Genomic DNA, 22,823 nt, shown 5'->3' with positions numbered 1-22,823 from the left:
TTCCGGACTCCTCTTAGCGGCCGATGCGGCGACGGCGCGCCGCCAGCATGCGGGCCGGCGCGGAGCGGGCGCGGTCGATTTGGATGGCGCCGACCACCATGCACGCGCTCGCCACGATGACGCTTACGAACATGATCGCGCAAACCAGCGAGTGCCCCGGCGCGTGCTGAAACGATATGAGGATGATTTCCACTTGCTGCCCCTTTGGCGTTTCCGGAGCGGACCTTTCCGCGCCGTCGATAAGTGAAAGATACGGCGATTCGCGGCGCGTTCAATAGCTAAAAGCGGCGCGTCAAAAGGTTTTTGAAAGCGCGAAAGAACAACCGCCGCCGATACCAGGCGCGCGCGCCGCGCCGCCGTCGCCTTCCTATCCGCGCGGCTCGCTGGCGGCGCGACGGCGGAGCTCCGCGACGCGGTCGGAGCGCTCCGGCGTCGGATCGCTGGCGAAATGCGCGGCGCGTTTGGACGGGCGGCGGATGGTGCGGCGCGGCGGGCCGGACGGCGGCGCAGCATGACGGGCGGCGGCGCGCGGCCTGGCGTCGACGCGACTCGAGGCGACGCGCGCGGCCTGGCGCTCGAGCGCGGCGCACCCCACCAGGAGAAGAGCGGCCCCCAGCAGGAGAAGATCAGCCCACCCCACCAGGAGAAGAGCACCCGTCCGGGAGAAGAGCGGCCGGCTACGTTCCCGCGAGGCGCCGCGTCATCGACGACACCCGCGCAGCCAAGTCCAGGCGTTCGCGGTTCGCGTCGGCGATGCGCTCGAGCTCGGCCCACTGGTCGGGATACAGCCGGAAGCAATCGCCGTCCGGCTTCAGCGTCGCCGCCATGAAGCGATCGAGGACGCGCCGGTTCACGCCGAGCGCGTGGCACATCGGCCCGCGCCATTGCTCCCCGTACAGCGCCGCGCCCAACGCCCCCAGCAGGTCGCGTTCGTCCTGGCGCGGCCGCGTCGCCAGCTCGGCGCCGGCGCGGTCGTCGGTCATGTCGATCATGTCGATCATGCGTGGGCTGTTCATCTTCGTCCCCTGTGGACTTCGGCCGCGACGACGCCGCGACAACGTCCGCAAGATGCGCGCGCTCGAGGCCGGCGTCAATCCGGAATCGCGCCCCAGCAGGAGAAGAGCGGCCCCCGGCAGGAGAAGATCAGCATCCGTCGATAATGTCCTCGCCAGTGACGCTGTGCTTCAGCAGCCGGAAGTGCTCGGCTCGCGTGTCGAGCGCGAGTTGCGCGCCACCATGTCGATCGCCTGTGCGATTCGCTGCGACGTCGAGCGCCCGCGCCCGAAGACCTTTTCAGAACCACACGATACACCCGCCGTTGGGCTGAATCTTGGTCACCTACTGAAGTCGACTGATCATCATCTCCCAGAAGGCTTCGGATGCACCCTCTTGCGTCAGTTTCTGCGCGCTGCTACCGCCCCGCAGCATCACGCCTCTAAGGAACATGGACTGCTCGTCCGCATCGACTGACACATTTCCATGCATCGTATTGCTCTCCATTGTCTCACTCTCCGTATAGCAGACGCCGTTTCCGAAGGCGCCATGGCTGGTGAAGAGCGTGGCACGCACCTTCGCCTGCCCATCGCGATATATCGTCGCGAAGAAGCGGTTTGCGTCCACCCGGCGAAATCGGCCCTCCACGCCGGCGTTGCGCGTGCCTAGTTCCGCGAGCGAGTTCTCGAAGAAGCGTGCCATATACTCGAACGTCTCAAGCCTGAACTCGTCACGCTCGCGATCGCTGAACGTTTTGGCAAGGCGCAGATTGCTAGACCGGGGTCCCGCTGGCGACAGGGACGATCGCGCCACCGATGGAGCGTCGGCTCGCCCCCTGCCGGTGTGGGGATCGGTCGAGGTAGGATCGAGTGGTCGCGAGGGGGGATGCGGACTTTTGCGGAGGCGCTTGACTGCTTCCCGAATCGCTTGCGCGACATCCAAAAAGGCTTCGTCCCGATCGGTCCAGCGGGTGATCGGCTTTCCATCCCGTGGCGTCGCCGCTAGCTTTCCGAACGGCGCATGGTGCCATTCGCATGGGCGGAGGATGACCGGAATGACGATCGCGTCTCTCGCTTCATGCCGCTTCAAGGCTTGCCCCATCTCGACATCATAGCAGTAGTTCGAGGCGATGAAATCGGGGCTAACAAGCAGAAGAATGATCTCGTCGCTATTGATCCTTCTGTCGATGACCTCGTCGAGCACCTCGCCAGCGCCAATCCGCCTGTCATGCCATGTCTCGATGATTCCCTGCCGCTTCAGCATGGACAACTGCGTCTCGAGGGCGTCTCGAAGTGCTTCGTCTTTGTGAGAGTATGAAAAAAATACGCTTACCATTGCGGTATCCCCCCTTCCTGACTTCTTGGTCGAAGACGACCGTGCTCCAGGCGCATGAGAGCATCAATCACGCCCCGCAGCCCTCCAAGCATCCGCTTCTTCGAATGCCGCGATCACGGCGTCCGTTCACCGCGATCTCAACGCGCGCCCTCGAGTGTTGCTCGTGCATCCAGTCTGCCGAGGACGACAGGTGCCTGGTGCGGCTGTAGGGGCTGGAGACGGAGAGTCCAGGATGCGAACGAAATAGTCGGAGCGGGCCCGGCTGGAAGAAGTAGACCCGTCCGAACATCGATGATGATATCGGAAAGTCTTATGCTTTTCGACTGCGCCCGCAACGCGACTCGATCTTGCATCCGAAAAAGGGCGGCGCCTTCGATGTTGCCGGGAGCCCGGTCGATTCTATTGTGTGGATCGAGAGGGTCGACGACGAACTCGAACGTTCGACCAAACGATGCCACCAATTCGCCCGCGGTCTCGATGCGATCGTAGCTAGGGGCGGTCAAATGACCCGCCTCATCCGAAAGCCACACTGCGAAGCGCGCTCCATCGCGCTGCTCATGCGAGGATCCCAATAGCGCCAACCGACTGCCCGTCCGACCCCAACATGATACAAAGAGTTCACCCGGTTCCAACTCGCCAACGCCACACACGCGCAGTCGGTCAATCGGCACGAGACGCTCGGTTGAATTTGAGGTCGGCATGCAAAATTCCACGTAGCTTGATTCGCCATCCGAGTTGCTCAACAGATTCGCACGGCTCGCGTCTCGAGTGTAGTTCGATTCTACGCCCCAAACCTCTTGAGCAGGCACCCGCCAGCGCCGACGCCATCCCGATGCACTATGGGACCTGCGAGTTGGCGCATCGCATCGCTCCCACCTCGCCACGGCCGCACACAGTGTCGAACCCGCTTGCCGGCCGCACCGTCTACAATGTATAGTTGATAGTCGATCTCTCATGAAAACCCACTTGAAAGGGCTACGTCTTGAACATCGACTACAAGGCGCTCATCGAGAAGGCCAAGATCTCTCATCTGAAGCCTGCTCCTCCCTATCCCGCCTCCGGCACCGCCAGTGAGCAAGCGGACTATCTCGTCGAGCAGGTTATTGCTCCGTCGTTCGGACGTGCGGTCGATGCACTAAAGGCAGACGGACAGATTGCCGTGATTGATTCGAACGGATCTGGGCATGATCGGACGGTGGAGTTGACGATCAGGAAGCCATCCGGGAGCCCTGGAGCGAATTTTGATCACAAACTGGTGGTGTCGTTTCAGTGGAACAACGGGAAATTGAGGGTAAATATTGGGATCGTGATCCCGTTTAGGAGAGACGATCGGCAAAAGTGGGGAGTTGATCCATCCGATGTCTCCGTCGCCTTTCGAGTTGCGTTCACCGAGCTTTTCGAGGGCTATTTTTCAACGCTCTAAGCTACGAAGGGCAACGTCGGCATCGCCCTGTGTACGGTCGTCGTCCGGCTCGTCAGCGCCGAGCAAGAGCGTGGTGCGTTTCAAAGGCCTGGTCTTGTAGGCGCATCAGAGACCCTGCAGAGTCACCCGAGAATCGGATGCAGACTTCCACGACTAGGGTGGCCGGTTTTTACGGATCGCCACTCTCGCCCACAAAGCAATCTCGTTGCATCACTACAGACAAGCTCGCCGCCGCCGAACGCGCTCGTGAAGCCGTCTACCCCGTGGGCAGTCGAGGACGCCAGCCAAGCGCTGCGGCGCAATCAAGAAGTGCTACCGCTCCCTCAACGACTCGCTGCGATGGCGAGTGATCGGATCGAGCAGGTAGGTGAGCACCGTGCGCGTGCCGGTGCGGATCTCCACACTGGCGGCGAGGCCAGGCCCGAGCGCCACGGGCTTACCTTGGATCTCGATCACAGCTTTCTCCAGGCGCACCCGCGCCACGTACACGGACGCCGCCTGCGGCTCGCCCGCCGAGGACCGGGCCCCCGGCCGTCCACCGGCCTGCTGGGCGGCGCCGGGCGCCGCGACCGCGTCGGCCGACACGTCGGTCACCTCGCCGCGCAGGGTGCCGTAGATGGTGTAGGGGAACGCCTCGATCTTGATGGCGGCGGACTGCCCGGCCTTCACGAAGCCGACATCCTTGTTCTGCAGCATGGCTTCGATCTCGAGCCCGCCGTCGCTGGGCACGATCGCCATCAGCGTCTCGGCCGGCTGGACCACCCCGCCCACGGTATGGACGGCCAGCTGCTGCACGGCGCCGTCCACAGGCGCGCGCAGGACCTGCAGGACGCCGCGCTGGGTCGCCTTGCGCAGCTCCTGGCCGGCGGCCGCGCCCTTCTCGGTCGCGGTCGACAGCTCCTTGAGGATCTGGGTGCGGAACTCCTGTTCCTGCTGCCGGCGCTGCTCCCGCACCGCCAGCAGCGACGCCTCGGCCTCCTTGAGCCGCTCGCCCTCCGTGGCGAGGTCCTTCTCGGAAGAGAGCAGCCGCTCCTTTAGCTCGTTGTGCTTGAGCTTGGCCGCGTAGCCCTCGCTGACCAGCGAGCCGATGGCGTTGGCGTTCTCACGCTGGATCGGGATCACCGATTTAAGTTTGTCGATCTGCGCGCGCGAGACGTCGCGCTGGGCGCGCCGGCGTTTCTCCTCCTCGTCCAGCCCGGCCATGGCGGCGCGGAATTTGGCCGCCTCCGCGGCCATCAGCCGGCGCTGCACGTCGATCATTTCCGTGGTCGCCTCCGCCGGCGCCTCGAAATCCGTCCTCGGGTTTGCCGGGCTGGCCAGCAAGGCTTCGAGCCGGGCGCGGTCCAGCGTCGTGGTGAGGAGCTCGCGCGCCAGACGGTCGCGGTCGGCGCCGCTGACGGTGGTGTCGAGCTCGACGAGCAGGTCGCCCACCCGCACCCGCTGCCCCTCGCGGACGTGGATCGTGCGCACCACGCCCAGCTCGGCCGGCTGGACCAGCTTGACGCGGCCGGAGGGGATCACCCGTCCGGAGGCGACGGCCACGACGTCGACCTCCCCGAACCACGCCCAGGCGATCCCCAGCGTCACGAAACCGCAGGCCAGCCACAGCAGCGCGCGGCCGACCGGCGAGGGCGGGCTCTCCATCACCTCGATGGCGGCCGGCAGGAACTCCATCCCGTCGCGGCTGTGGACGTCCTTCGGGCGCGCCCGGTCGTCGCGCACCGACTGCCGCCAGACGCCCAGCGCCTTTGTGAGCCGGTCAAACGCCACGTCTCCGCCTCCCGTCCGGGGCGCCTCAGGCGCCCCACTGGGTGAAGCTGAGGCCGCCGTCGGGCGAGCGCTGCACCGTCATGACCTTCTTGCCGGCGAGCACCCGGTTCCTGAGGTCCATCATGCCCTCCTGCTGGCCGCCGAACGGCATGAGGAAGTCGATCAGCCACAGCCGGTCGCCGGAGTTCCAGTCGTCGGGCGCCAGACGGAGCGATCCGCTCCGCACGCGCGCCTCGGCCGCCTCGCTCAGGAACGCCCAGCTGGCGAACCCAACGGGCACGCCCTGGCGGCGCCAGAGGTGGAACTGGCCGAGCGCGATCGGCGGGATGACGCACCACTCCAGGTCGGAGATGAAGACGTGCTTGTGGGTGGGCGTGTTCATCATCAGGAAGGCGGCGCAGCCCACCAGCGTCATCTTCTCGATCGAGCCCTGCTGCGCCGGCGCCCCGGCGGCCATCTTCTCGACGTCCGTGATCGCGCCGGCGGGCGCGCCGCCGTCCAACGCGCCGTTCCCCGCAGGACGTCCCTCGCTACCAGCCATCGCATCCCCCGTGGAAAATCCCGGCGCCGCGCGGGCGGCGCCCGGCGGCGACTCTACCCGTCGACGGCGGGCGGCGGCCACCGCGTTCGCGCCGCGCGGAGTCGCTCCGCCAGGTCACGTCGACGTCCATGCCGCGGCCAGCGGCGTCCGCAGCTGGTCGGGCATGAAGGCGGGGATCTGGGCGTTGGCGTCGCTTTCGGGCGCGAACGTGGCCATCGCCTGCCGCAGGGCCTCCAGATCGGACAGCGACACCTTCCTGTCCGCCGTCCGGATCGTCTCCAGACGGTTGTCGGCGGAGTCGTACCAGCCGCGGATGGTCAGCGACGTGCCCTCGACGCCCATCTGGTGGATGCGCAGATCGTGGCCGACGACCTGGAACCAGAGGTTGGTCTCATCCAGTCCGTCGCCGAGCCATAGCGTGTCGTTGCCGCCGCCGTCGACCACGCTGTCCGTGCCACCGCCGCCGGCCCAGCGATAGACGTCGTTGCCGGCGCCGCCGTCCAGCGTGTCGTTGCCCGCGCCACCGTCGAGCACGTCGTCGCCGGCGCCGCCATAGAGCTGGTCGCGGCCGGCGCCGCCCACGACGACGTCGTTGTCGCCATCGCCGGTGGCGTAGTCGTCGCCGTCGTCGGTGGTGATCCAGTCGTTTCCGTCGCCTCCCTCCATGGTGTCGGCGCCGAGACTGCCCTCGGCCAGGGCGAGGTCGCCGACCGCGAAGGAGAAGCCGTCCGACGACGCGATCCGTTCGATCGCGCCGGCGGCGACCCGGACGCGCGTGGGCAGGTCGGCGAAGGCCGCCTCGAGGTCGTCGGGATCCCGCAGACCGTACCAGACGTCGCCGCCGATCGTGGCCCGGCGCAGGTCCGAGAGCTCCGTTCCGCGCTTGAGCATGAGCCGGTCGTCGGAACCCGCCGTGTCGTGGATCGTGTCGACTCCGTCGCCGTGTCCAAGCCGGAAGGCGTCGGCGGAGCCGCCGCCGTACATCGTGTCGACGCCCGCCCCGCCGTCGAGCGTGCTGGTCGTCGAGCTGGTCAGCGTGTCGTTGCCGGCGCCACCATAGAGGTATGAGATACGGCTGGCGTTGTGCAGAACGTCGGCGTTCTCGGATCCCGCGACGGCCTCGATCGAGCTGTCGACGTACTCGCTCGCGGCGTCGCCGCCGCTGCCGTTGCCGGAGCTGTCGATCGTGACGGCGCTGGAGCCGTCGTACGACACCGTGTCGACGCCGTCGCCTCCATAGTACGAATCGATGCCCGCGCCGCCGATGAAAAGGTCGTCGGTCGCGCCACCGTAGAAGGTGTCCGCGGAGCCGCCGCCGATGACGCCCTCGAAATCGAACAGGACGTCGCCCGCGGCCTCGCCGCCGCTGTTGGTGCCTGTGGAGAGGTAGACGGTGACGGAGCTCGAGCCCGCGTACGAGGCGATGTCGCGGCCGGCGCCGCCGAACAGGTGGTCGGCGCCGGCGCGGCCCTGGAGGGTGTCGTTCCCGTATCCGCCGAACAGCCAGTTCTCGTTGGCGTCGCCGCGCAGGGTGTCGGCGTGGTCGCCTCCGACGACGCCTTCGATCGAGGAGAACACGTGCGTGACGCCGCCGGCGCCCGCGATGGTCGCCGTCGTCGTGTCCATGTCGATGGCGACGGCGGCGTCGAGGCTTTCGTAGCTCACGACATCGACCCCGGAGCCGCCGGTGAAGGTCGCCGCGGACGTGGTCGCGAGGAGTAGTCGTCTGGGCCGTTGGAGGAGAGGGTCGTCCAGCGCGCCGCCCAGCCGCCGCTGGCGCCGTTGCGCGCCAGCGCCTGGTCGACTCTGGTAGCGCTGCGCCGGCGACAGGCGCGCGAGGTCGGCCCGGGTGACCTCCATGCCGGCCATGGCGGCGACCAGAAGGTCGGCGTCGGCGGCCGCGAGGCGGAAACCGAGCGCGCGGATCTCGTCCAGCTTGCGGGCCATGCCGGCGACGGGGGTGGCGAACCATCCGCTGACGACGACGCTGTCGGTGGTCCCGAGGACGGAGATGACGAGGTCGTCGCCGGAACGCTCCAGCCAAAGCTGGTCGGCCTGGATCTCCCTCCCGAAATCCACGACGTCCACGACGCCCGACGTGTCGACGTCGACCGCCTCGATCCGGTCGCTGCCGCCGCCCCGGCCGAAGACGTAGACGTCGTTGCCGGCGCCGCCGGCGAGCTGGTCGTTCCCGGCGCCGCCGTAGAGCGTGTCGGCGCCGGCGCCGCCGGTGAGGATGTCGTCGGCGGCGCCGCCGTAGAGGCTGTCGTCGCCGGAGAGACCGGCCACCCAGTCGTTCCCGGCGCCGCCCACGACGCTTTCGCCCGAGGACGTGCCGGTGGCGCCGGCCGTCATGCCGGCCAGGGACAGCGTCGATCCGTCGACGAAGGCGGCCGTCTCCACGCGGTTGCCCGAGGTCGACCAGCCCGCGAGGCGGATGACGTCGGTGGTCGGCGCGCCGGTCAGCGTGGCGTCGGACCCGGAGGCGGCGAACTGGAAGTCGCCGGCCGCGATGCCCGCGCCGAACCGCAGCGTGTCCGTCCCGGCGGTGTCGCCGGTGACCAGGTCGTTGCCCCAGCCGGTGTCGAAGCTGTAGGCGTCGTCGCCGCCGACGGCCATCAGGGTGTCGTTGCCTGCGCCCCCCACGAGCGTGTCGGCGCTCGATGTGCCGTAGATCGTGTCGGCATGCGAACTACCGACGACGGCATCCACGTTGAACGCCGCGTCGCCGGCGGCGTCGCCTCCGTATCCGAGGTATCCGCCGCCGCTGATCGTGACGTACACGCCGCTGGACGAACCCTCGTAGGATAGCGTGTCCTGGCCGCCCGCGCCGCCGTAGAAGAGATCCGCTCCCGCGCCGCCCCGGAAGTAGTCGTTGGCCACGCCGCCATAGAGGACGTCGTTGCCCGTGCCGCCGATGAGACCCTCGATATCGAACAGCTGGTCGTCCGCCGCCGAGCCGCCAATCGAGAACGCCCCCGTCACCAGGTCGAGCGAGATCGCGCTCGACAACGAGCGGTAGTCCGCGACGTCGCGGCCGGCGCCGCCGGCCAGCCGGTCGCCGGCGTTGGCGCCCTTGAGGGTGTCGTCGCCCGCGCCGCCGAACAGCGCGTCGATGCCGCCCGCGCCGTCGAGGGTGTCGTCGCCGCCGCCGCCGAGAAGGGTGTTGACGCGGCCGTCGCCCGTGACCACGTCGGCGCCGCCGATGGCGTCGACCACGGGATCGTCGCCGCCGCCGACGGTGATGGTGTCCGCGCCGGACGTGCCGAACATCGTGTCGCCGGCGACGCCGGTCCAGTCGCCGATGTCGTCGCCGTAGAGCGAGGCGCGCGTGCCCGGCGGCAGCGTGGTCTCGCCCGGCGCGGGAGGCTCCAGTTCCGCCATGGCCGCGACGAGGGCGAGCATGCCCGTCGTATCCAGCCCGTATCCGCCGGCGTGGATCGCGTGCAGACGTGGCGGCGAGGACGCCAGCCCCCAGCCGGTCTGGCGCACGCTGTCGGTGGTGCCGATGACGGAGATGACGAGGTCGTCGCCGGAACGCTCCAGCCACAGCTGGTCGAAGGCGATGTCCGGACCGAACCGCAGCGTGTCGTTGCCGCCGCCGGACACCACGATGGTGTCCTGGCCGTCGCCGAGGTTGAAGGCGTAGACGTCGTTGCCGGCTCCGCCCGCCAGGATGTCGGCACCGGCCCCGCCCGAGACCGTGTCGTCGCCGGCGCCCGCCTGCACGATGTCGGCGCCGCCCAGTCCCGCGATGGTGTCGGCCGCGTCGCCGCCGGCGAGCCAATCCACCGATCCGCCGCCGGTCATCGTGTCGGCGCCGGACGTGCCGGTGGCGAAGGTCGAGACGCCGGAGATGTCCAGGATGACGCCGTCCGACGTGACGATGCGTTCGACCTTCCGGTCGGTCGAGGTCCAGTTCTTGACCAGCGCGTGGGCGCCGCCGGTTCCACCCACGACGATGTCCAGGTCGGCGCCGGACAGGCTGACGGACAGGTCGTCGAGCGTGATCGCGGCGGCCGCGCCGGACGTGTCCACGCCCATGAACCGCAGCGTGTCGACCGAGGCGTCCGTGCCGCCGGCCGTGTTGTCCCAGATGGTGTCGTTCCCGTTGCCGCGCTGCCAACGGTACTCGTCCGCGCCGATGCCGCCGTAGAGCTGGTCCACACCGGACCACCCGTCGAGGCCGTCGGCGCCGGACGTGCCGAAGATCGTGTCTCCACCGGTCGTTCCGCGCACGCCCTCGATCGAGGTTATCGTGTCGCCGCCGAGGGTCGTGCCACCCAGGCTGAACGTGTCGCCGCCCGACCGGTCCTCGAACGAGACGTAGTCGGTTCCCGAGCCGCCGTAGAGGATGTCGCCGTAGAGTGTCGAGCCGTCCGCCCCCTTGAGGACGTCGTCGCCGAGGCCGCCCCAGATGGTGTTGACGTCGGCGGAGCCGGACAGCGAATCGCCGTGGCCGCCACCCACGAGATGGAGGAAGCCGGTGACGATGTCAGTGCCGGCGCCGCCGGTCGAGACCGTGCCGGTGCCGGATCCGAACACCGCCGCGGTCACGGCGGCTCCCGCGTGGCCGTACGAAAGCGTGTCGACGCCGCCTCCGCCCGATAGGACGTCGTTCCCGCCGGCGCCCTCGATCACATTGGCGAACGTATCGCCGGCCAGCGTGTCGGCCGCCGAGCCGCCGATCAGCCCCTCGAAGTTCACCGCGACGTCGCCCTGCGCGTCGCCGCCCGAAGCCGTCGCGCCCAGCGTCACCGCCACGCCGGCGGTGTCGCGCAGGTAGGACAGCATGTCGAAGCCGCCGCCGCCGTCCAGCGTGTCGCCGTCCGCCCCGCCCTCGACGATGTCGTCGGCGCTCCCCGTCGTGACCGTGTCGTCGCCCGCCCAGACGTTGATGTCGACGGCGGTCAGCGTCCAGCCGACCGTGTCGGCCTCGTCGGTGCCGATGTGGGCGCCGATGCCCGCGAGGTCGAGTGTCGTCCCGTCGGTGAACGTGAAACTCTCGACGCGGCGCGCCGTGTCGAACCAGTCCACGAGGTCGATACGGTCGGCCAGCGAATCGAACGGTTTCAGCGTCGAGTCCGTCTCCCGCAGCCCGAGCTGTAGGTCGTCGCTGCCGGACGCCGCGCCGATGCGCGCGAACACGTCCGCCACGGCCACTCCCGATCCGAACGCGAGCCTGTCCGTGCCGGCGGCGGTGGTCGTGGTCCCGTATTCGTCGCGCACCGTGTCGTGGCCGCCGCCGCGGTCGAACTGGTACGTGTCGTTGCCGAGACCGCCCTGCAGCGTGTCGTTTCCGCCCGCGCCGCCGCCGATCAGGTCGGCGTACGCCGTCCCCGACAGCGTGTCGTCGCCGCCTCCGCCGACCACGCCCTCGAAGCCGGAGATCACGTCGCCCTCGGCGTCCCCGCCCGTGGCGATCGAGGAGGACAGGTCGATGGTGACGCCCTCCACCGCCCCGGCGTAGGACAGGATGTCGCCCACGTCGTCGCCGCCGTAGAGGGTATCGGCGCCGGAGCCGCCGCCGACGGTGTCGGAGTTGTTGCCCCCCGCGATGGTGTCGCGGCCGCCACCACCGAACAACGAGTTGGCCGCCGAGCCGCCGTAGATCGTGTCGGCCTCGCGCGTGCCGATGACGTGCTCGAAGCCGGAGACGACGTCGCCGGCCGCGTGGCCGCCCGAGACGGAGCTCGTCGCGAGATCCACGAACACGCCGATCCGGGACCGCTCGTAGGAAAGCAGATCGTTGCCGGACCCGCCGTAAAGCGTGTCGTTGGCCGCGCCGCCCTCGATGGTGTCGTCGCCGCCGCCGCCCTCGAGCCGGTCGACGCCGGCGCCGCCGGACAGGATGTCGTTGTTCGAGCCGCCGTAGACCGTGTCTGCGTAGGCCGTGGCCACGACGCCCTCGATCGAGACCAGCTGGTCGACCTCTCCCGTGCCGTTCACCGAGGCGGTGCCGGCGGAGAGGTCGACGACGACGCCCGCGCCGGCGGCCGCGTAGGTCACGCGGTCGATGCCGGTGCCGCCGTCCAGCCGGTCGTTGGCGGCGCCGCCGAACAGCGTGTCGTCGCCGGCGCCCCCGTAGAGCGAGTCCGCGGCGGCGTCCCCGAACAGCACGTCGCCGCCGAGGCCGCCGTAGAGGGTGTTGGAGGAGCCGGAGGCGCCGGCCACCAGGATCTCGTCCTCTGCGTCGCCGATCGTGTCGGTGCCGGAGCCCGCGCCGAGCACCAGGTAGGTGCGGCCGGTGCTACGGTCGCGGATCGCCTCGACCACGTCGCGCCCGTCCACGAACTCGTCGAGGATCGAGATGACGGCCCCGTCGGCGTACTCCACGAACAACGCCCGGTCGTCGTTGGCGATGGTGTTCGTCGGATCGTCGCCGCGACGGATGCGACGGACGTTGGCCATCGAATCGAGCGAGAGCACGTCCGAGGTCCCGCCCAGCGTGGCGTCCTCGAAGATCGTGTCGTCGCCGTCGCCGAGCGCGTATTCGTACAGGTCGTCGTTGTCGCCGCCGTATAGGGTATCGCGGCCGAAGCCGCCGATCAGCGTGTCGCGGCCGCCGTGCGTCAGCGTGCCGGTGGGCTCGCCGCCGATCAGGACGTCGTCGCCCAGTCCGCCGTCCAGCAGATCGTCGCCCGCCCGGCCGTCCAGCGTGTTGACCGCCGCGTCGCCGTAGAGGCGGTCCGTCTCCACCCCTCCGCGAAGTCCCTCGATCCCGGCGTAGCTGTCGCCGGCGGAATGGTGCGTCGTGTCGGCGACCGTGTCGTCGTCGAGGCCCGCGCCGATGTTCAGCCGCGCCACCACCCCGGTGGCCGACCCGGCGTAGTCTACCCAGTCGAAGCCGTCGCCGCCGAACATGACGTCGGCGCCGGCGTCGGCGATGAACGTGTCGTCGCCGCCGCCGCCGGACATCGTGTCGGCGCCCAGGCCGCCGTAGAGCAGGTCCTCGCCTTCGCCGCCCGAGAGGGAATCGTCGCCCGCCCTTCCCGACAGCGTGTCGTCGCCGTAGGCGCCGAGAAGTGTGTCGAACCAGCGTTCGAAGTCGTCGTCACGGCCCGTCATGGTGTCGTCGGCCGATGAGCCGATGAATCCCTCGATGCCCGCGAACACGTCCCCGCCCTGACCCGAGATCGTGGCGCTCCAGCTGTCGACGGTGTCGGAGATGACGGTGCCGGTCAGAACGACGCCGTCGTCGCCCGCGAACGACACGTAGTCGTTGCCGCCGGGCGTCGTCGTGGTGGCCCCGATGGTGACGGTGTCTTCGTCGCCGCCGTAGTAGGTGTCGTTGCCCACCCCGCCGACCAGGGTGTCGTCGCCCCGGCCGCCGTAGAGCGTGTCGTTGCCGCCACCTCCGAAAAGCAGGTCGGCCCCGTCGGCGCCGGTCAGCGTCGAGGCGGTCGTGTTCCCGAAGAGCGCGTCGTCCAGCGTGTCGCCCGCGTCGGACCACGTGGTCGGCAGTTCGATCTCGCGGCCGCTGGCGTCGTCGACCAGCATCGCGATCCGCCCGTCGCCCGACCCCGCCCCGCCGACCGCGACGACCGTGCCGCCATCGGCCAGACGGAAGATGAGGTCGTTGCCGGCGCCGCGCTCGATCAAGGCGATCTCGGCGAGGTCGGCCATGGCGACGGTGTCGTTGCCGCTCCCGCCGTAGATCGTGTCGTCGCACGGCGGCGCGCCCGTCGCGTACAGACCGATGCGGAACACGTCGTGTCCGGCTCCGCCATACATCACGTCGTCGCCCACGCCGCCGGCCAACGTGTCGTTGCCATCGCCACCGTACGCGGTGTCGTGGCCGTATCCACCGAAAAGGGAATCGCTTTCGCCGCCGCCGTACAGGGTGTCGTCGCCGAGCCGGCCGTCGAGTCCGTCGTTCCCGGCGCCGCCGAAGAAGGTCTCGTCGCCGCCCTCGTGGCGCCAGTAGGTGTCCACGCCGTCGGCGCCGGTGCGCGTTTCGTAGACGTGGACGGCCAGATCGGATCCGGTGCCGAGCGTGCCGATCGTGACGGCGTCATCCTCCCCGGCGAAGGCGTCGTCGAGCGCGGACCCGATCAGCACCTCGACGCCGCTGACACGGTCGCCGCTGGCCCAGCCGCCGCGGCCCATGCCGCCGCCGAGGGCGAGCGTGACGCCGGCCCCTGAAACCAAGCTGCCCGTCGACAATCCGTCGTAGTCGACGGTGTCCTGCCCGGCGCCGCCCTCGACGACGTTCGCCGCCTGGCCCATCCGGAAGACGTCGTCGCCCGCTCCGCCCTGGAATCCCTCGATTCCCCAGTAGTGCCGGTCGCCGACCGTCCCGAAATGCCCGCCATCGGCCGTCTCCGCCGGCACGTACCCGGAATCACCGTAGGCGGTCGTGGCCGCGTCGCCGCGCAGCCAGAACTCGTAGCCGGCCGTGTCGTCGGACCACGAAAGCGTGTCCTCGCCGTATCCGCCGTAGAACGTGTCCTCCCCGCCGCCGCCGCGCAGCGTGTCGTCGCCCCGGCCGCCGGAGAGCACGTTGGCGGACGACGTGCCGATCAACGTGTCGTCGCCGGACCCGCCCGTGGCGTTCTCCATGCCGAACAGCCGGTCGACGTCGAGGCCGGCCGCGATCGTAACGTAGGAGGTGTCGGCGAGATCGATGGCGAGATTGGCCGTGACGTAGACGTAGGAGGCGGTGTCGTTGCCGGCTCCGCCGTAGAGCGTGTCGTTGTCGGCGCCACCCACCAGGAGGTCGTCGCCGTCTTCGCCTGTCAGCACGTCGTCGTGTTCGCCGCCAGCGAGCCGATCGTTGCCCGTCCCTCCGAATAGATGATCGTCGAGGTCGCCGCCGAACATGAGGTCGTCGCCGCCTTGACCGTAGTTCCAGTCGACGTGGTCGTAGTAGTAGAGGTCGCCGACGATGACCTCGGCGAGCGTGGTTCCATCGTATCCGCTCGCGACGTGCCAGGTCGCCGATGCCTCCTCGATCGTGCCGGCTTGGACGAGCTCGATACGGTAGTTCGACGCTCCCCACTGGTAGAGCGCCTCCAGCCGCGTGCCGTCCTGCAGCGTCGCGATCAGGCTCTGCCACGACGTGCCGGGACCCTTGCGGATGTCGGCGATCTCGGAGATGTCCAGCACCCTGATGGCGTCGGCGGAGCCGTCATACTCTTCGATGGTGTCGTCGCCGCCTTCGGCGCGCAGCATGTAGACATCGTCGCCGGCGCCCCCGCGCAGGAAGTTGTCGGCGGCGTCGCCGCCGAGTGTGTCGTTCCCGGATCCGCTTCGGATCGCCTCGATGTCGTAGTAGGTGTCGTCGTAGGCGCCGCCCTCGGCGAGGTCGATGGTCAGCGAGACGGTGCTGCCGACGTAGTCGAGGTAGTCCACGCCGGCGCCGCCGTAGAGCACGTCGCCGTTTAGCGTCGAGCCGCCGTAGTAGCCCCCCTCCAGCGTGTCGTCGCCGGCGCCGCCGTAGAGCGTGTCCTCGCCGTCGTAGGCGTAGATCGCGTCGTTGCCGGCGCCGCCCCAGACGATGTTGCGCCCGTGGGTCGCCCACACCGTGTCGTTCCCCGCCCCGACCGCGAAATTCTCGAAGTTCGCGATGACGTCGACGTCCGAGCCTCCCAGGCTGACGGTGGTCGGCGTCGCGCCGTTGCTGCCGTCGAGGACGACGTTGGCCGTAGCGTAGGCGTAGGAGAGCGTGTCCTCGCCCGAGCCGCCGTCGAGCGTGTCGCTGCCGCTTCCTCCCATGATGTAGTCGCTGTCGCCGCCGCCATCGACCGTGTCGGCCGCCGCGCTGCCGATCACGACGTCGCCACCGGCGCCCGCGCTCACGGTCGCCACGCCCACGATCCAGTCGCCGCCGCCGGTGCCGACCGTGTTCCATGTGGCCGTCCGCCCCGCGCTCGACTCGTGCAGGTTCTCGACGCGCGTGCCCGAGGTGTCCTGCCCGAGGATCGTGACGTGGTCGCCCGATACGAACTCGACGACGCCGTTGCCGCCGGAGACGGTCATGGCGACGATCTCGGGAAGCACGCCGACCACGAGCATGTCGGCGGAGCCGGCGGAGTCGACGACGGTGTCCTCGTCGGTGCCGGCGCCGGCGTAGTAGCGGTCGTCGCCGTCGCCGCCGTACATCGTGTCGTTGCCTGCGCCCCCCACGAAATAGTCGTCGCCGGTGGCCACGGTCACCGTTCCGGTGCCGCCGTAGAGCACGTCGTGGCCCTCGCCGGCCTCGAACCAGTCGGAGCCGTTGGAGAGCGTCGTGCTGTCGGTGCCCGACAGCGTCTGGTCGAGGAAGTTCTCCGATCCCGGCCCGGCGACCACGTCGGTCAGCGCGCCGAGGTCGACGAGGTGGCCGCCGTCAAGCTCGAGCCACTCGATCCGGTTGTTCCCGCCCGCCTGGAAATGGTCGCGCACGACGATCCGGTCATCGAGCTCCTGCCATCTGACGTAGTCGGCCTGCCGCACGCCGACGACGAGGTCGTTGCCGTCGCGGCGGAACACCAGGTCGGACAGCGCGATGCCGCCGGTCAGGCGCAGGATGTCGTTCGTGCCGCCATCGGTCTCCAGCGGCTCCGGCGAGGTCGAGAGCTCGAAGAAATCCGCGATGTACTCGTCCGTGCGCGCGCCGGTGCCGGACATCGAGTAGCTGTGGCTGGCGGTGCGCGTCTCGACGAGCTGGCGGACGATGGTGTCGTCCATCTCGAACGCCTGGTAGTGGACCTGGTCGCGGCCGTCACCCCGGCGGTAGACGTAGACGTCGTTGCCGGCGCCAGCGTTGAGGGTGTCGTTCCCGATGCCGCCGGTCAGCGTGTGGGCGATCCCGCCATCCTCCTCGACGACGTCGAGCACCACGGAATCATCGCCCGCGCCGGTGTCAAGCGTCTCCGGCAGGAAGTCCGCGCCGCCGCGCGCGGCGTCGATCGCGTCGTCGCCGGCGAGGTCGATGGTGTCGAGGACGTCCTGCGCGTCCTTGGCGCCGTCGGCGAACAGGAAACCCTCGATCCGGTTCGACGCGGCCAACCAGTCGCGGATCGTGACGCGGTCGGTCAGGACGTCGAACGGCCGGTCGCCGTCCTTGACGGCGATCACGAGATCGGCGCCATCGAGGCGGAAGATCGCGTCCTCGAACGCGATGCCCGTGAGCGTCAGAGTGTCGTCGCCACCGTCGGCCGCCAGGGTCTCGACGTAGCGCGTCACGGCGCCCGGCGCGCCGGCATCTCCGCTGTCGACGACGAAATGGTCGATCTCGTAGCGGGTGGCGGTCGCGAGATGGTCGGGGTCGGCGTGCGTGTAGTTGACCCGCACCTCGATCGGACGCTCGACGGCGGTCGTGTAGCGGTGCTCGTCGCGGATCACGACGGATCCGTCGCCATGGTGGAACGTGTAGCCGTCGTCGGTGGCGCCGAGCGTGACCGGGTCCAGCCCCTCCTCGGCGGCCGAGCGCGTCAGGATCCAGGTAGCGCCGTCGTCGGGCGTCGACCAGCCCCAGTATGTGCCGCCGGAGTCGGTGAAGGCGATCCGCTCGACGCGGTTCCGCTCGTTCACGAAATCCCGCAGACGCACGACGTCGGCCAGGTCCTCGATGCGGGTGGCGGTGTCCCCGTCGGGCCTGATCCCGACCAGCATGTCGCCGCCGTCGATGCGGAACACGAGCCGGTCGTGGTCGTCCTCCGACATCCCCAGCAGGAGGGTGTCGGTGCCGGGCTGCGGCCCGGTCGTATCCGGAACGTCGTTGGTCCAGTCGACCGTGAACTCGAACGCCTCCGGCAGCGAGAGCGTCGGCGTGCCGCCCACCTCCCGCAGATCGATCTCGCGCCGGATCGTGACGGCGTCGAGCACCACGTCGCGCCCGTCGCCGGCGTAGGTCGTGCCCTCCGCCGCCCTGAAATAGTAGACGTCGTTCCCGGCGCCGCCCTTGAGGCCGTCGGCGCCCAGACCGCCGTAGAGGAGGTCGTTCCCCTCGCCTCCCGCCAGCACGTTCTGGCCGTCGGTGCCGTAGATCGTGTCCGCCGCCGACGTCCCGATCGCGTTCTCGACCGACACGATGGTGTCGACCCCCGAGCCGTCGGCGACGGTGCCGTAGGAGAGCTCGACGTCGTCGACCACGAGGTTGTCGAGATGGATGACGCGGGCGATCGTCGTGCCGGCGTAGGACACGGTGTCGGAGCCCGCGCCGCCGTCGAGCGTGTCGCCGTGGGCGTCGTTGTCGGCGCCGCCCACCAGGGTGTCGTCACCGGAATCGCCGTACAGGCTGTCGCCGCCGTACAGCGTCTCGTAGAGCGTTCCGTCGGCGAACGTCGCGTCCGAGCCGTTGGCGCCGCCATAGAGCACGTCGTTGCCGGATCCGCCGAACACCGTGTCGCGCCCCGCGTCGCCGTAAAGCGTGTCGACGCCGGAATCGCCGTAGAGGATGTCGCCGCCGAACAGCGTATCGTAGCCGCCGCTGACGGAGACCGTCGAATCGCTTCCGTTGTCGCCGCCGTAGAGGGCGTCGTTCTCGGAGCCGCCGCCCAGGGTGTCGGCGGCCGCCGCGCCGTAGACGGTGTCGTCACCGGCGCCGGCCTCGACGCCGTTGGCGGCCGTCGAGCCGGTGACCGTGTCGTTGTAATCCCCCGCGATGAGGTCCTCGATCGACGAGATCGCGTCGGTCCACACCGTGGCGCCGGCGCCCGCCGTCCACGTGCCTTTGCCGTCGACGGTGTCGTTGGCGCGGCGCTCCTCGGCCTCGATCGTCTCGGTGACCGACCCCGAACCCAGTGTGGCCACGATGGCGCCCAGCGCGCCGGCGTAGATCGCGGTGTCGTTCCCGGAGCCGCCCTCGAGCGAATCGTTGCCGGCGCCACCCTCCAGCTCGTCGTCGCCATCGCCGCCTGAAACGACGTCGTTCCCGGCGCCGCCGGAAAGGGAGTTGTCCCGGGCACTGCCGGTCAGAGCGTCGTTGCCGGTCCCGCCGATCAGATGCTCGATGCCATAGAGCTTGTCCGACGTGAACAGGCCGTGGGACGCGGTCCCGCTCGTAAGATTGGCCGTCACTCCCGCGGTGAGCTTGTGGTAGTCGGCGGTGTCCTCGCCGCCGTAGAACGTCAGGCCGCCGAAGGCGGTGTCGTCGCCCCCGTAGAACGTGTCGGAGCTCGAGGAATCGCCGACGAAGACATCGTCGCCGCCGCCGAAGACCTTGCCCTCGACATCATCGCCATCCGAATCCTGCAGCGTCGCGGGCCGCCAGAACCCGCCGTAGAGGACGTCGGCCCCGGCGCCGCCTTCGAGGATGTCGCCCCCGGACGTGCCGTAGAACGTGTCGTTCCCCGTCCCGCCGACCAATCCCTCGACGTCGATCAGGACCTCGGCCTCGCCCGATCCCAGGTCGACCGTCGTCCGGAAATCGTCGACGGTCCACACCGTGCCGGTGACCGTGTCGTCCAGACCCACGACGTTGTACACGGTGGTGCCGGAGATCTGCGGAGCCAGCGCGACGACGAGCGTCGCGGTCTTGTCGGCGAGGGAGACGATATCCAGGCCGTCCGCGCCGTTGAGCGTGTCGTTGCCGATCCCGCCCTTGAGCGTGTCGTCGCCGACGCCGCCGTTCAGAAGATCGTTGCCGCGTCCGCCCTGCAGCGTGTCGTCGCCGCCCTCGCCGTAGACCAGGACGGAGTCACGCTTGTGCGTGAAGAGATGGTCGTTCCCCGCGCCACCGGTCGCCATCTCGAACTCGCCCGCGCCGACGTCGAACGACACGCCGCGTTCACCCTGCACTGCCAACCGGTCGAAACCCACCCCGCCCCGGACCGCGGACACGCCGCGGATGCGGACTTGATACTCGGTCTCGCTGACCAGCGTCACGGACACGTCGGGGTCGATCGACTGGAACCCGCCCCCCTCGGCGATGGTGGTCAGGACGCCGTGGACGGCGACGCCGTCGGCGTCGAGATAGTAGGCTTCGCCGCCCTCGGTCGTGTAGATGCTGCGCAGCGAGCCGTAATACCCGTCCGTGAGCGTGTCGCCGTTCAGGAACTGCCGCGCGACGGTGTCGGTGTCCTCGACGAGGCCCAGGTCGGCGGCGTCCATGGCGATGGCATCGTCGCCCGCGCCGCCGGAGATGCGGTCTTTGTCCTCGCCGCCCTCCAGCGAGTCGTGGCCGTCAGAGGCGGTGATGGTGTCATCGCCCCAGCCGCCGCCGATGAAGACGTTGGTCTCGCCGGTCTGCGTCAGGGTGTCGTCGCCGTTGCCGGAGATCAGCGTCTCGATGCCGATCTCGTCCAGCTCGACCTCGACGTTCTCGACGCCTACCAGCCTCAGCGTGTCGCGACCCCTGCCGCCGTCGATGATGATGGGCGCGGCCTCGGAACTGACCTTGAGGCCGTTCAAGACACTCGTTCCCGGCGTGAACACCTCGATCGTGGGATCGGCCGTCTCCGCCGTCAGGAAATCGTCGCCGTCGCCGCCGAACAGCATGTCGCGGCCGGAGCCGCCGTCGATCATGTCGTTCCCGATTCCGCCGTAGATCCAGTCCGAGCCCTCGCCGCCGTCCATCCGGTCGTCGCCGATCCCGCCGATCAGGCGGTCCTCGCCGCCGTTGCCGGCCATGGTCACGGCGCCGTCGGTCCGCGCGGTAGTCGAGAAGGTGTCGTTGCCCTCGCAGCCGCTGACCGCCTCGATACCCCAATGGTTCTCCACCACGCGCGGGTAGCTGGCGCGCAGGCGCGCGTAGTCGGCGTCGCTCATCCCCGTGGGCTTGGCGCCGGGATCGTAGAGCGTCGTCCGCTGCGTGGCGGTGTCCAGCACGTACGTGACGCCGACCGTGCCCTCGAACATGACCGCGTCGTCGCCGTCGCCCCCGTACAGCGGGGCGGAGCCGGCGCCGGCCTCGGCCTTGAGGACGAAGGTGTCGCCGCCGGAGCGGCCGCCATAGAACGTCTGCGAGGTGCCGGTGGGGTCGACATAGGCGTAGGTGGCGCCGCCACCGGCGGTGTCGCCGCCGCCGTACATGGTGTCGAGGCCGCCCTCGCCGACGATGACGTCGTCGCCGGAATCGCCCCGGTCGTCGCCGCTGGCCGCCCGCGCCGTGGCGCCGATGATGAGGTCGGCGCCCTCGGTGCCGTGGCGGATACCGCTATCGAGGTCGAGGCGGATGCGCTCGCTCTCGCTCTCGATGCGCACATGGAAGAGCGACAGGGGATCGTCGGACGTGAACTCGGTCTGGACCTCGCGCACGCCCTCGGGATCGTAGGACAACTGCGCGTCGTAGGTCTCGATGACGCCCTGCGTGTAGAGGATCACCGCGGGCGGGCGAACAGCCACTCGGCGTCGAGCACGCCCCGGCCGTGGTCGCCGCCGATGTCGATGGCCTTGATCGAGAAGCGCCACAGCGCCTGCAGCTCCCCGAAATCAGTCGCCCCGTCCTGGTCGGTGTCGACCCACACCCGCAGCCGGTCCCAGTCGAGGTCTCGGGCGTCCACCAGCCCGTCGCCGTTGCTGTCGAGGCTGGCCAGCGCGCGGGGGCCGTCCTCCATGCCGGGCCGCCGGGTGGCGTAGCCCCACGAGAACAGCTCGCTGACGTCGTCGATGTCGCCGTTGTCGTTCCGGTCCAGTGCGAGGAAGCCGTCCTCGGCGCCGATCCAGCTCGAAGCCTCCAGGAAACCGTCGCCGTCGATGTCGAAGCGGACGTTGACATCTTCCGCCTCCAGCACCTCCAGCCCGTCGGCGCCGAGATCCAGCGCCATCAGCCCCATGGTCCAGCCCTGGTCCGGTCCCAGCGCGTCGTCGTGGCGCCGTCCACCGGTCGACGCGCCCTCCGTCGACAGCCATTCGTCGTAGGCCAGCACCTTGGCCTCGGCCAGCGCCTCCGCGAGCCGGTCCTTCTCGTCCTTCCACAGCCCCGACCACTCGTGGCGTAGGTAGGCGCGCTCGAACTCGTCGGTGGTGATGGAGAACGCCGTGTCGACCTCTCCGACCACTTGCTCCTGCGACGGCGCGTCCACGCCCAGCTCGACCAGACGCTCGCGCGCCTCCTCCCACCGCTTCTGCGCATCGGGCGACGCCTCGGCCATCTGCTCGAGGAACTTCGTCGGGTTGTCGAGGTACAAGCCCCAGTCCGTCGCGTAGCCGATGTCCTTGACGAGGTCGTCGAGCGCTTCGCCCTCGGTCAGCGTCGTCGTGCCGCCGTTGTAGTCGTTGTAGGTGGAGCTGTAGTGGCGGTCGACGTAGTCCAGAACCCGTTTAAGGAAAATGTCGCCGCCGGCGAACTTCATGTCCCTGACGGTGTTGATCACTCCGGCCGAGATCGCGCCCTCCGGGTCGTTAAAATACACCAGCGAGCCCTGCGTCAACGGTGCCGCGACCCGCAGTGTCTCTCCGAACGTGACCGAGCGGGCCATCGCGTTGCCGCCGACCCGGGTGTAGTAGTAGTGGTACTTGAGCTTGCCGTTCCTCCTCATCTTGATGACCTCTCCGAAGATCTGTTCGGAGAAGTTCAGATTGGCGAGCTCGCCGCCCACCGCGTCCGTCAGCCCGTTCAACCGGCCGGCCGCGTTCTCGGCGATCGCCACCGCCGTCTCGCGGCTCAGCCGCTTGCTCGCCCAGCTCGCGCCGACCTTGAAGCGTTTCTCGTCGATGTCGTACTCCAGCTGGGCGCCGGAGTAGTGCGGTTTCGGCTTCTTGGAAAAAAGGCTTCCGACTCCGCCCCCAATGAACGCAGAGACGAACGCGACAACGAGGGCGACGGGCATCGTCAGCGGATTTGTCGACAACGCGCCAGCGATGGCGAGACCCACTGCCGATCCGATCTGCGAG

Annotated in this window: 8 protein-coding genes; 1 reads left to right on the top strand and 7 read right to left on the bottom strand. The window is 69.2% G+C overall.

Annotated features, from left to right (window positions below; all coding sequences use genetic code 11):
* Positions 1 to 13: 13 nt before the first annotated feature.
* The 3 genes from IPK81_14055 to IPK81_14045 form a co-directional block, all read right to left on the bottom strand.
* Complete coding sequence (locus IPK81_14055) at positions 14 to 193, bottom strand: hypothetical protein (protein ID QQS10760.1); 180 nt, start codon at positions 191 to 193, stop codon at positions 14 to 16.
* 484 nt (positions 194 to 677) lie between these two features.
* Positions 678 to 1,016 carry a hypothetical protein gene (locus tag IPK81_14050; GenBank protein ID QQS10759.1) on the bottom strand — a complete coding sequence of 113 codons (339 nt, stop codon included), beginning with the start codon at positions 1,014 to 1,016 and terminating at the stop codon, positions 678 to 680.
* A 322-nt stretch (positions 1,017 to 1,338) separates the two neighbouring features.
* A complete protein-coding gene (locus tag IPK81_14045) occupies positions 1,339 to 2,328 on the bottom strand; it encodes a toll/interleukin-1 receptor domain-containing protein (GenBank protein ID QQS10758.1) in 990 nt (329 codons plus the stop codon).
* A 982-nt stretch (positions 2,329 to 3,310) separates the two neighbouring features.
* Between IPK81_14045 and IPK81_14040 the strand changes: the two genes are divergently transcribed.
* Positions 3,311 to 3,751: a hypothetical protein gene (locus tag IPK81_14040; GenBank protein QQS10757.1), complete on the top strand. Its 441-nt coding sequence runs from the start codon at positions 3,311 to 3,313 to the stop codon at positions 3,749 to 3,751.
* Positions 3,752 to 4,063: 312 nt separating this feature from the next.
* On the opposite strand, the gene IPK81_14035 is transcribed toward IPK81_14040, so the two are convergent.
* The 4 genes from IPK81_14035 to IPK81_14020 form a co-directional block, all read right to left on the bottom strand.
* Positions 4,064 to 5,521, bottom strand: coding sequence for an HlyD family type I secretion periplasmic adaptor subunit (locus IPK81_14035; GenBank protein QQS10756.1), 1,458 nt, complete (start codon positions 5,519 to 5,521; stop codon positions 4,064 to 4,066).
* 25 nt (positions 5,522 to 5,546) lie between these two features.
* Positions 5,547 to 6,062 (bottom strand): toxin-activating lysine-acyltransferase, encoded by a 516-nt coding sequence (locus IPK81_14030; protein ID QQS10755.1) that lies wholly within the window; start codon positions 6,060 to 6,062, stop codon positions 5,547 to 5,549.
* A gap of 114 nt (positions 6,063 to 6,176) precedes the next feature.
* Positions 6,177 to 21,332 (bottom strand): hypothetical protein, encoded by a 15,156-nt coding sequence (locus IPK81_14025; GenBank protein ID QQS10754.1) that lies wholly within the window; start codon positions 21,330 to 21,332, stop codon positions 6,177 to 6,179.
* Positions 21,308 to 22,804 carry a hypothetical protein gene (locus IPK81_14020; GenBank protein ID QQS10753.1) on the bottom strand — a complete coding sequence of 499 codons (1,497 nt, stop codon included), beginning with the start codon at positions 22,802 to 22,804 and terminating at the stop codon, positions 21,308 to 21,310. The genes IPK81_14025 and IPK81_14020 overlap by 25 nt, the downstream gene beginning before the upstream one ends.
* Positions 22,805 to 22,823: the final 19 nt, after the last annotated feature.

Source organism: Rhodospirillales bacterium (genome assembly GCA_016699855.1).
In the GTDB taxonomy this organism is placed as follows: Bacteria; Pseudomonadota; Alphaproteobacteria; order Reyranellales; family Reyranellaceae.
This window is presented reverse-complemented; position numbering and strand designations above follow the sequence as displayed.

Bases quoted from the DNA above. Each gene is read 5' to 3' on its own strand.
- IPK81_14050 (QQS10759.1), bottom strand. From the start codon at position 1,016: ATGAACAGCCCACGCATGATCGACATGATCGACATGACCGACGACCGC.
- IPK81_14045 (QQS10758.1), bottom strand. From the start codon at position 2,328: ATGGTAAGCGTATTTTTTTCATACTCTCACAAAGACGAAGCACTTCGA.
- IPK81_14030 (QQS10755.1), bottom strand. From the start codon at position 6,062: ATGGCTGGTAGCGAGGGACGTCCTGCGGGGAACGGCGCGTTGGACGGC.